9 protein-coding genes and 1 pseudogene are annotated in these 10,646 nt (G+C 39.6%); 4 read left to right on the top strand and 6 right to left on the bottom strand.

Going from position 1 to position 10,646, the window contains the following annotated elements:
* The first annotated feature begins 227 nt into the window (after positions 1–227).
* The gene (locus tag AC33VI_RS06555; protein ID WP_491781464.1) at positions 228–1,430 is read left to right on the top strand and encodes a TolB-like translocation protein; all 1,203 of its coding nucleotides are present in this window, start codon (positions 228–230) and stop codon (positions 1,428–1,430) included.
* On the opposite strand, the gene AC33VI_RS06550 is transcribed toward AC33VI_RS06555, so the two are convergent.
* The 5 genes from AC33VI_RS06550 to AC33VI_RS06530 form a co-directional block, all read right to left on the bottom strand.
* Positions 1,427–2,290, bottom strand: coding sequence for a transglutaminase family protein (locus AC33VI_RS06550; protein ID WP_491781463.1), 864 nt, complete (start codon positions 2,288–2,290; stop codon positions 1,427–1,429). The two genes, AC33VI_RS06555 and AC33VI_RS06550, sit on opposite strands and share 4 nt — an antisense overlap.
* Complete coding sequence (locus AC33VI_RS06545; protein WP_491781462.1) at positions 2,217–3,239, bottom strand: alpha-E domain-containing protein; 1,023 nt, start codon at positions 3,237–3,239, stop codon at positions 2,217–2,219. Before AC33VI_RS06545 ends, AC33VI_RS06550 begins: the two co-directional genes overlap by 74 nt.
* Before the next feature lie 9 nt (positions 3,240–3,248).
* Positions 3,249–4,694, bottom strand: coding sequence for a circularly permuted type 2 ATP-grasp protein (locus tag AC33VI_RS06540; RefSeq protein ID WP_491781461.1), 1,446 nt, complete (start codon positions 4,692–4,694; stop codon positions 3,249–3,251).
* 249 nt (positions 4,695–4,943) lie between these two features.
* Positions 4,944–5,711 carry a proteasome-type protease gene (locus tag AC33VI_RS06535; RefSeq protein ID WP_491781460.1) on the bottom strand — a complete coding sequence of 256 codons (768 nt, stop codon included), beginning with the start codon at positions 5,709–5,711 and terminating at the stop codon, positions 4,944–4,946.
* 23 nt (positions 5,712–5,734) lie between these two features.
* Positions 5,735–6,280, bottom strand: coding sequence for a zinc ribbon domain-containing protein (locus tag AC33VI_RS06530; RefSeq protein WP_491781459.1), 546 nt, complete (start codon positions 6,278–6,280; stop codon positions 5,735–5,737).
* Between the two features lie 177 nt (positions 6,281–6,457).
* On the opposite strand from AC33VI_RS06530, the gene AC33VI_RS06525 reads away from it, so the two are divergent.
* Positions 6,458–7,093, top strand: coding sequence for a GUN4 domain-containing protein (locus tag AC33VI_RS06525; protein WP_491781458.1), 636 nt, complete (start codon positions 6,458–6,460; stop codon positions 7,091–7,093).
* A 35-nt stretch (positions 7,094–7,128) separates the two neighbouring features.
* Here the strand turns inward: AC33VI_RS06525 and AC33VI_RS06520 are convergent, their stop codons facing one another.
* Complete coding sequence (locus AC33VI_RS06520; RefSeq protein WP_491781457.1) at positions 7,129–8,019, bottom strand: tetratricopeptide repeat protein; 891 nt, start codon at positions 8,017–8,019, stop codon at positions 7,129–7,131.
* Positions 8,020–8,427: 408 nt separating this feature from the next.
* Between AC33VI_RS06520 and AC33VI_RS06515 the strand changes: the two genes are divergently transcribed.
* The gene (locus tag AC33VI_RS06515) at positions 8,428–9,855 is read left to right on the top strand and encodes an efflux RND transporter periplasmic adaptor subunit (RefSeq protein WP_491781456.1); all 1,428 of its coding nucleotides are present in this window, start codon (positions 8,428–8,430) and stop codon (positions 9,853–9,855) included.
* A 199-nt stretch (positions 9,856–10,054) separates the two neighbouring features.
* Positions 10,055–10,630 (top strand): annotated as a pseudogene (locus AC33VI_RS06510) (IS200/IS605 family accessory protein TnpB-related protein); the annotation flags it as partial.
* Between the last annotated feature and the right edge of the window lie 16 nt (positions 10,631–10,646).

Here is a 10,646-nt window from a genome sequence, read left to right as displayed (position 1 = left end):
TTTCAAGGTTCTTAATAGAACTAGACTGGGAAACGGAATAAGAATAATGTGTTTCTTTTGTCTATGAACTTAATATAGCTAAGTATTTGTACTTTATCAAGGTATTTTTCATTTTGTTTCCTGATGTTAAGCATAAGCAAGACTTATTTATGTTCTAAAAAGAGTGAATTTAGTTCTTTTACCCTTGTTTCGGGAACTATAATTGTATGTTCTTAACTCTCGAACCTATGAAAATTGGCTTTTTATATATCGCGGGGGGCAAACTCCATTTGAAACTAGATGGTGCGCCCTTTCGTATTATTGATAGTGAATTTGGCAGGGCTACTCAAGAAAGATTATTACAAATTCAACGACGTAATATTTTTCGCGATCGCAGTACGATGGCAAATAGAATTCCCAAACCGATGCTCAAGCAGATGGAAGAACGAGCCAACACCGCTACTCCAGTAAATTTTACTAGTGTTTGCTGCGACGATTGCGGTAAAGTTTACTACGCTATCAACGTAGGAGAGGTAGCGGGTATTTTCACTCTGGATAGCGATCGCATTGTTGAAAAACGCCTCTATCATGGTTCGGATTTTTTAATCCAACATCTCAATATAAATAGTGCCGAGGGAATGATCGCTTGTACTGTCGAACGTCAAGACGGTACGGCTAATATTGCCACCATGCCCGTTACGGGAGCAAAACCTCACGAAATTACCGAAGGTGATTCTCTCGATCTCGCTCCTAGCTGGATACCCTGTAAACCCAAAGCCCTAGTCTATCAATCGGCAGGAATTGCGAGAAATCGAGAAGGCTATGGTTGCGATCGCAGTCCATTTCGGATTGAAGAATTGGACTTCAACAGTCAAGAAATTACTTGTTTGGTAGAAGATCCTAATTATGATTTTCTCGAACCCAAAATGACCGAGGATGGAACTTTGTACTATATTCGCCGTCCTTACAAACCCAAAAAAGAACAAATTAATCTTTGGAGCATTCTGAAGGATCTAGTTTTGCTACCCCTGCGCCTGGCAAATACTTTTTATCAAATACTCAATTTCTTTGCGGTAACTTTTACAGGCAAACCTTTAATGAAAGTAGGAGAAGCCAAACCAGATGACAGCCAACAACTATTAAAAGTTTGGGGAGAATTAGTCGATCTTCATCAGCTATCCAAGGAAAAAAACCAGAAAGAAGCTAAATATTCGGGATTAGTACCAAAAACTTGGCAGTTAATGGCTCAAACCACCAATGGCGTAGAAACAAAAATAGCTGATGGCGTGCTCTTTTATGATTTAGCTGCCGATGGTTCGCTCCTCTATACCAATGGCAATCGAGTTTATTGTTTGACAGATAGTAATCAGACTCCCGAACAAATTTTTGATCGCAAACTTATCGAACAACTAGCATTTGTCCCTAATTCAGAATCAAAAAATAACCATTAATCATATTTAACAATCTCAATTTGAGTTTGTAGCTGAGAACTAATTTTTGTGCCGTAGGTAACGGGAACTACCGAGCCTTCTATTGCTGCTGCATAGCTGGGTATAGCACTGGCAACTAAAGAAATATGGCGATCGCTAACCACCAATCCTAGAGTCGGATCGTAACCCCGCCAACCACCCCCAGGCAAATATACTTCTACCCAGCCATGAAGATCGCGAGATTGTTGTTCTTCGTCTCCTTCTTGATAGCCACTAACAAATCTGGCAGCAATTCCTACGGAGCGGCATACTTCCATAAATAAAACAGCATAATCGCGACAAGAACCTTTTTTGCTCCCCCAAGTTATTCCAGGAGGAAAAGGCGCGCCTGTTTCTCGAATTATATAGACACAGTCACGATAAATACGTTGATTTAAGGCAAACAGAAAATTGAGCGTATTGTTCTCAGTTTCAAATAGTAATTCTCCTGCCAATTCCATCGCCACGGGATCGATCGCCATGCCATAAGGCTGAAGATAGGGTTGTAGTTGCTGTAAAAGAGAACTAGGATAATCAAATGGTAAAGCAGTTGCCCAAGGTTCTAGGAGGTAGTTAAAGGGGTTATTACAGTGAGTTTCTACCCTAGAAGTAGTTTGAATGCTCAACTTTTCGGTTGCTTCGACAAACCAGAGCTTAATTAAATTATTACCATCAAGATCGATGTAATCCGATCTGCCTTTGGGCGTGGGAATTACAGATAGAGAAAAATCCAGTAATTGAAGATTGCGATCGCAACGAGGATGCAATCTAAGTAGATGGGGTTTGGGATAGATTGGATGACTGTAATTGTAAGTTGTTTGATGGTTGATGAGATACTGCACTGGGCAAATCGCCAAAGGCGAAAAAAGCTGAATGAACTTCGTTACCGACTTGGTTGATCGAACTTTGCATTTGGTCTAAAAACTCATGCAAGCCAGACTGAATTATATCTTCGATCGTGATATAGCCCAACTCCGAACACAATCTACCTAAAGCTCTTTCTGCCCCATTAGACCATTTGCCACTGGGGGTTTGAGTAATTTCGTGCAGACAAGATTTAGTTTGCCACAGACAAAAATGGATCGATCTGGGAAAAGTGCGATCGAGAATTAAAAATTCAGCTACCGTACTAGGGGTAATGTGGTGTTGGCATTTACGATACATTTCATAGGCACTGGCAGATCTTAATAAAGCCATCCATTGAATGCGATCTAACGGCGTACCTACCCACTCGGCAGAGGGTAAAAGCAAAAAGTACTTTACATCCAGAATGCGGGTAGTTTTGTCTGCTCTTTCCAAAAGTCTGCCCATTTGTCCAAAATGCCATCCTTCATTATGGGACATAGTGGCATCCATGACTCCAGCAAAACGATGACTAGCCATTTTTACCTGACCAAACAATTTAGGTAAGGTACTAAAGGAAATATTCTCTGCAGCTTCCTGAATCATTAGATAGAAAGAATTAACCTCTTCCCACATTTCTGAAGAAATTACCTCTCTAATCGAGCGGGCGTTTTCTCTAGCTTTGTACAAACAAGAAATAATTGAATTTTGATATTCGCGATCGAAACAAAGAAACTGAATGACATTACTACTGCTCGCTTGATTGTAGCGGAGGGCAAACTCTTGAGAATCTCCTGTCACTGAAATTAAAGGTTGCCACTGAGGACCAACTCCTGCGGGCAAATCTAACATCAAGTTAAGATTGACATCAATAAAGCGAGCGACATTTTCCGCCCTTTCAATATAACGATTTAACCAATAAATTGAATCTGCTACTCTACTCAGCATTATTAACTATTAATTATTAATTGAATTTAGTACCCAAGTATCTTTGCTTCCTCCCCCTTGGGAAGAATTTACTACTAAAGAGCCTTTTTTCAATGCCACTCTGGTTAATCCCCCTGGATGAACGTATATTTCATCCCCACGATGCAAAATGTATGGGCGAAGATCGACGTGTCTGCCTTCCACTTGACCATCAATTAGAGTTGGTACTCTAGACAAGCCGAGGGTTGGTTGAGCGATATATTTGCGAGGATTGGCAATAATTTTTTGCGCGAATTCGGCTCTTTCCTCTGGGGTGGATGTTGTGCCAATGAGCATTCCATACCCCCCCGCTTCGTCGGCAGATTTAACCACTAGTTTGGCGAGATTTTCGAGCACATACTTGCGATCGCTTTCCCGCCAGCAAAGATAGGTAGGTACGTTATTGAGTATTTGCTCTTCCCCTAAGTAAAAGCGAATCATGTCAGGGACATAAGCATAGACTACTTTGTCGTCTGCAACTCCCGTACCAGGGGCATTGGCGAGGGCAACTCTTCCTTGACGATAGACCTCCATCAATCCTGGCACGCCCAATAAAGAATCGGGATTAAAGGCTAAAGGATCTAAGAAATTATCATCAATCCGACGATAGACCACATCAACTCTTTGCAAGCCTTTGGTGGTTTTCATTTGTAGATAACCATCGGTAACGATTAAATCTCTCCCTTCCACTAGTTCGACTCCCATTTGTTGGGCTAAAAAGGAATGTTCGTAATAGGCAGAGTTATAAATACCTGGGGTTAAGACTACTACCGTCGGATCTGGCAATTGAGGTGGTGCTAAATTGAGCAAGGTTTCTAGTAACTGACAGGGGTAATCATCTACAGGTTTTACGGTCATATTTTGGAATATTTCGGGGAAAGTGCTTTTCATTACCCGTCGGTTTTCCAAGACGTAGGATACTCCCGAAGGCGATCGCAAGTTATCTTCCAAAACATACCATTCCCCATCGGTGTGTCTGACTAAATCCGTGCCTGTAATATGACACCAGACTTTACTTGGGGGTTTTATGCCCAAGCATGGCTTGAGAAACCCCGAAGCAGTATTAATTATTTCTTCAGGAATTATGCCCTCTTTGATGATTTTTTGTTCTCCATAAATATCATCGAGAAACAAATTTAAAGCTTGAATTCTTTGAATCAATCCTTTTTCTAATTTTTTCCATTCATTACTATCAATAATGCGGGGAATAATATCAAAGGGAAATATCTTTTCAATACCGCGATCGTCGCTGTAAACATTAAATGTTACTCCCAATTTAAAAAAAGCAATTTCAGCTGTTTGTCTTTGCTCTTCTAATTGTTCGATCCCCAATTTAACCATATGTTCGATTAAAGTAGCCGAATGGGATCGCGGTTTTCCTTTGGCTACAAATAGTTCGTCATAGAAGTTTTCTGGATCGTAAGCTTCAAATGCCATGAGTAATCAGTTCTCGCACATTAAAATTGGATAGCTTGAAAAGGATGGAAAAAATTGGTAAATGGATGTTTATAAAATTAGGAATATACTAATATATATCTAATAAATCGACCAAACAAATTCAATTAAATATTAATTTAAGAATACAATCAATACTGATAACGCAATATTTATCCCGTATATCAACATAATCGATGTATTCTATTATTTTATGTTCCCTCCGAACTTTTTAATCTGATTAAATTATTACTAGTCTAGATAAACATTTTCTTCAGCATCTCCAGATTCATGTTCCCATTCAATATCTGGCATAGATTCAAAAGCGCGACGGACAGAATCTTCCCAAAGAGTGCGAATTTTAGCTATGTAAGGCGCGCCCAAACGCAACTCTAAAGTATTGGGAATCTCCAGACTATCGGTATGGTACATCACGAGATTAATTGGGGGCCCTACGGAAATATTAGATTTCATCGTCGAATCGATCGATAGCAAGGCACATTTGGCAGCGTCTTCGAGAGGAGTCTTGTAAGTAATAGTGCGATCGATAATTGGTTTGCCATACTTAGTCTCGCCTATTTGTAAAAAAGGAGTTTCTTTGGTGGCTTGAATAAAGTTTCCTTGAGGATAAATTAAATATAATTGAGGTTCTTCCCCTTTAATTTGTCCCCCTAGTAAAAAATTGCAACTAAAATCAATACCGTCTTTTTCCAACCAAGGGCGGTCTATTTCCTGAATCTCTCGGCTTTTACTGCCAATATAAGCAGCAATATCGTACATTGTGGGTAAGTTGTGCAGATTCTTTTCTTCTTGATTTTGAATATCTCGGTTGATTCTAGTCAATACTCCCTGAGTTACAGAAAGACTCCCCGAAGCGCAAATTATAATTGCTCTTTCTCCTGGTAAAGAAAGATCGAACATTTTTTTGTAGGTAGAGATGTAATCTACTCCTGCATTAGTTCGCGAGTCCGCTGCCATCACGATGCCGAATTGATTGATAATTCCCAAGCAGTAGGTCATATATGATTGTTATTTACTAGTTATTAGTTGCTCAAATTGTGTCCGCAACTACGACAAAAGCGATCGCCAGATTTGGCTTCTGTGCCACACTGAGAACAGAATACCTTAGTATTGGTCTTTTTTGCTCGATTGGTCATATTTAAAGACATATTGCCCATCTGCATCGACATAGAGTTGAGATCCATCGACATATTGCCCATTTTCAGGGGTTGCATGGGTTGCATGGGCTCAAAATTAAAAGAAGTTTGAGATGTTTGATTAACTGGATCGGGAATGGTTTCTAGCTTAACGGGAATAGCATTTTCTACGGTTGGAATACCGTTAATTATCTGCATATTTTGGGCTTGGATCGAAATAGAATATTGACCTTTTGTACCGTTAATTTGCAAGATATAACCCCGATCTATTTGCCAAAGTTGAGGGGCATTTTGCCACTGACCAGTACTAAAGCTATTACTCTGACTCTGTTGTTGTCCTGGGCTATTAGAGGTGGATGTAATTTGGGTTTGTTCGCCATAATTGACAATTGTTAAAGACAGATTGTTGTGTAGCGTTGCTTGATAAGCCATAATCCTTACTTTTCCCTTTCTTGTCCCTTTTTATTTATTGTAGATTTATTAGTAGGTTAGATTGAGTAAATATAGTTTAAGCAATTTGAAAATAGTTAAATTATCGATCGCCAATCCTTAAAATTGACTGCATCTAAATAGTGTTACTCTTTTAATAAATTCTAAGTAAGCCTACTGATGAGTAACGATCGCGATCCTATCGTCGAGCAACTAACGACCCAATTGTCTGCCATTCAACAACAATTAAGCCAACTTGCCGACCGTTTTGATAATTTAGAAAGTAACTTAGGAGAAGTATCTTCTCTCTCAGCTAAAATATCCCAATTAGAAGACGATTTAATGCTTTTAAGCGATCGCTATCGCTACAAAAATCTTCAGCAATATTTAGTCGAGGAAAATTGGTTTGAAGCAGATAAGGAAACCATTCGACTGATTTTAGCTGTATCTACTAAAGAAATTGAAGAACTAACTCCCGAAGATATTCAGCATTTTCCTTGTAACGATTTAATGACGATCGATCGCCTGTGGTTGAAATACAGCAACGGACGTTTTGGCTTTACACCTCAACTCAAAGCCTACCAAGCAGCAGGAGGTTCTTTTGACACCACCATCGAACAAAATCAGCAATTAATTGAAACTTGGGGCGAAGGTTTGGGCTGGCGCAAAGATAACCGCTGGCTACCTTGCAAAGAATTAGATTTTAGCCTCAATGCCCCTGTTGGCTGCCATCCTTCTCGCTGGTGGAATTCCCCCTACGGTTCTAAAATGACCAATTTCTTTTTAGGACGTTTGATTACTTGCCAGATCGATTAGAAGTTGCCAGGGGCATTATTAGTCAAAAACATTCTTTAAGGAGTGGGAAAAGTTTCTGATTCTTCTGAGAATGCTTCTTCGCTGTTAGAAACAATTTCTTGTATTTGAGGATTGCTGAGAAACTTTTTCGTATCTGCAATTAATTGTTCGCCCCAAAGATTATCGATGAGAAACTGAATGTCTGCATAACGGCTATCTAAATTTAAGGCAGCTTTACCTAAAGCGATCGCTTTATCGGTTTGTCCTTCCTCAAATAAAGCCACTGCCAAGGCTAGCTGAGGTTCTGCTTCTTGACCGTCTACTTCGATTACAGATTCCCATCTGGCGATCGCACTAGCGCGCTCGTTTTGTTCGTATTCTACCAATCCGACATTATTTAAGGCTGGCCAAAATGTAGCATCAATGGCAAAAGCTTGTTCGTAGGATGCGATCGCTTTATCGAATTCTTCTAGTTTGAGGTAGGTATTGCCCAAATCGAAAAGTGCTTCTATAGAATTGCCCTCTATTTCCAAGCCTTTTTCTAGCTTGACTTTAGCTGCTTCGTATTTACCTTGCTGAAAATAGCCATTACCCAAACTAAATAAGATTGCTTCCTTATCTGGTGCGATTTTTTCCCCTTTTTCTAGAGCTTTAATTCCTTTATCAACTTCTTCTTGTTGAATGTATAAATTGCCCAAAATCAGCCAAGTTTCATAGTTTTCTGGGGCTAGTTGGGTAGCTAATTCTGCTCTTGGTAATGCTAGTTCGTATTGTTGAAATCTAGTTAACTGAAAAGCTTCTTGTAATAGCTGCAATCCTTGAGATTCTAATTTTGTCGCATCTAATTTGGGTAAGTATGGCAGCACAGCTTGTCCCCTAACTGGCAGGGAGATAGTGGAAACGCCAGCGCAAGCTACTAAAGAAATTAACCAGTTAAGTTTAGGCACAGTACTTAATCTAAAATTTTAGGTGGATGAATATTCACAAGTTACTTCATTCTCTTGTCTAACGGCAAACTTTAATTATTTTTGGCAATTGAGAAAAATTAAATCTGCTCGTATCTGTTTTTAATCTCGTTTTTTACCAGCCAATAACTGTAACATGAAGTTAGAGGTCTTAAATTAAAAAAATCGCTTTCGGTTACATATCTTATTTAAACTAGCTAGATAAATTGTTGGCTAACAAAAAAATTGAGATTGAAGTAGTTGTTATTTTACTCAATTCCGAGGAAGGGTAGGGAGACTCACCAGGGTAGACGTTTTACATTTGATAGATTAGGCAAGTAATGGGCTAGAGAAGTAGAGGAGTATTTTTAATCAGATTTTTTATTCGATTCAATATAGAAAAATTTATCAATGAAATCAATAATCAACTCCAAACCGAAAAAATCCCCCGTTGTGGCAACAGGATTATTAGCAGTTTGCTTGGCTTTACTTGGTATTGCTAGTTATAGTTTGCTGAAAAGTTCCGAGGGGCAAATAGATTTAGAGGCTCTCACTGTTGAAGTCAAGCAAGAAGACTTAAATGTAGAAATTGCTGCCAGTGGCAGAATAGAGCCAATCAAAAGTGTTAATGTTAGTCCGAAAGAACCCGCTCGCTTAGTCAAACTTTTAGTAGAACAGGGCGATCGCGTTGAAGTGGGGCAAACATTAGCAATTATGGAAAATCGAGAGCTTGCCAATCAAGTTTCCCGCACTAAGGCAGAATTAAACCAAAATCGAGCTAAATTTGCTGAAAATAAGGCAAAAATAAATGCCGAAATAGCTAGAGCGCGAGCCAGACTAAGACAGGCGGAAGCCAGATTGAGCCAAGCCCAAAATCGAATTCCGAAAGATATCGAACAAACGCGATCGCAAATTAATGCAGCCCAATCTCGTCTGAAATTGGTCAAAGAGCGGTTGCAACGCAATGAATATCTCTTAGTTCAAGGAGCGATCGCCCAAGATGTTTTTGATGAGATTAGCAACGACTATCAAAATGCCCTGTCTGGTATTAACGAATTGAATCAAAGACTAGAACAATTACAAACTACTGGAGGTTCGGAATTAGAACAAATTCGAGCCGAAATTCAAGAAGCCAGCATCGATCTCGACCAAAGACTAGCAACCGCCCCCGAAGAAATTGTTGCTTTAGAAGCCTCTTTAGAGCAAGCAGAAATATCCTTAGAGCGAGCAGAAATTCAATATAACGATAGTATTGTCAAAGCTCCTTTTGATGGCATCGTTACTCAAAGATATGCAGTGGAAGGTGCGTTTGTTGCTCCAAGCACTTCGGGTTCTAGTACTGCGTCGGCTTCTGCTAATTCTATATTAGCTCTAGCTCAAGGACTAGAAGTAATTGCTAAAGTAGCAGAGTTGGATGTCGGGCAATTAAAGCCAGGACAAAAAGTAATTATAGTTGCCGATGCCTATCCAGATCGAGAATTTTTAGGGGAAATTAAACGCATCGCCCCCGAAGCAGTCATCGAAGAAAATGTGACTTCTTTTGAAGTTCGGGTAAAACTCCTCAATGGTGAAGATGTTCTGCGCTCTAAAATGAATGTGGATGTCACCTTTATTGGTGAAGAATTAACCGATAGCTTGGTAGTTCCCACTGTGGCAATTTTTACTCAAGATGGAGAACAAGGGGTGATGATACCAGGAGAAAATAATCAACCAGAGTTTCAACCAGTTCAGGTGGGTTTATATTTGGGCAGTAAGACTCAAATTCTCGAAGGGGTAGAAGCAGAAGATAAAGTATTTATCGACTTACCAGAAAATAAAAGAAGAGGAAGTAAGGAGTAGCTACGCACGATTGCGTTTGGTTATTTCCCATCTCACCCAGTCCCCTCTACCCCTTACAAGGGTAGACTTTTTACATTTGACTATTTTATTGGACACCCTAAATTTACCCTAAATCTTCAATAAGCTCATCAAAGAAATTATCGTATCCATCTAGATTCGCGTGAGGGTACTGCGACTATAAGCTCTGCTTTAGTCGTAACTGGTTCATCATAAAGATAAGCAAGGTATCAAGCATTTGACCAAAAAGGAAGCATGGCTTTCTTATAGAAGAAAGAACCAAGTCAATAATTATCTGAACCAAGCTGCTAGATACATAATTAACTTCTGTCTTAATAGAAAAATTGGAACAGTTATTGTGGGTTACAACCCGACGCTGAAACAAAACAGCAATATGGGTAAACGCAATAATCAGAACTTCGTTCAAATTCCAATTTTTACCCTTCGTGCCAAGCTGGAAAGCCTCTGCAAACGATATGGGTTGAACTACATCGAGCAAGAAGAATCCTATACCAGCAAAGCTTCGGCGATAGATCGAGACGAAATGCCTGTTTACAATGCCGATAATCCTGTCAAGAGAAAATTCTCTGGCAGAAGAATTAAGCGAGGATTGTATAAAACAAAAGCTGGTCATCTGATTTCAAGCGATGCTAATGGAGCATTAAATATAGGGTTCAAAAGTAAGCACGAAGGCTTTAGCCGAGTGTCTAGGGTCTGTTTGACGCAGCCAGTCAGGGTTAATGTCCTGCGAGATTCTGCGACTATACCGATAGGTTAGTCGTAGAGTACGTCAA

This window comes from Waterburya sp. (assembly GCF_058530065.1).
The sequence above is the reverse complement of the archived record's forward strand: the minus strand, read 5'-3'. Positions and strand labels throughout refer to the sequence as shown.

Coding starts and splice junctions, on each gene's coding strand:
- AC33VI_RS06555 (WP_491781464.1), top strand. CDS start 228: ATGAAAATTGGCTTTTTATATATCGCGGGGGGCAAACTCCATTTGAAA.
- AC33VI_RS06545 (WP_491781462.1), bottom strand. CDS start 3,239: ATGCTGAGTAGAGTAGCAGATTCAATTTATTGGTTAAATCGTTATATT.
- AC33VI_RS06540 (WP_491781461.1), bottom strand. CDS start 4,694: ATGGCATTTGAAGCTTACGATCCAGAAAACTTCTATGACGAACTATTT.
- AC33VI_RS06535 (WP_491781460.1), bottom strand. CDS start 5,711: ATGACCTACTGCTTGGGAATTATCAATCAATTCGGCATCGTGATGGCA.
- AC33VI_RS06530 (WP_491781459.1), bottom strand. CDS start 6,280: ATGGCTTATCAAGCAACGCTACACAACAATCTGTCTTTAACAATTGTC.
- AC33VI_RS06525 (WP_491781458.1), top strand. CDS start 6,458: ATGAGTAACGATCGCGATCCTATCGTCGAGCAACTAACGACCCAATTG.
- AC33VI_RS06515 (WP_491781456.1), top strand. CDS start 8,428: ATGAAATCAATAATCAACTCCAAACCGAAAAAATCCCCCGTTGTGGCA.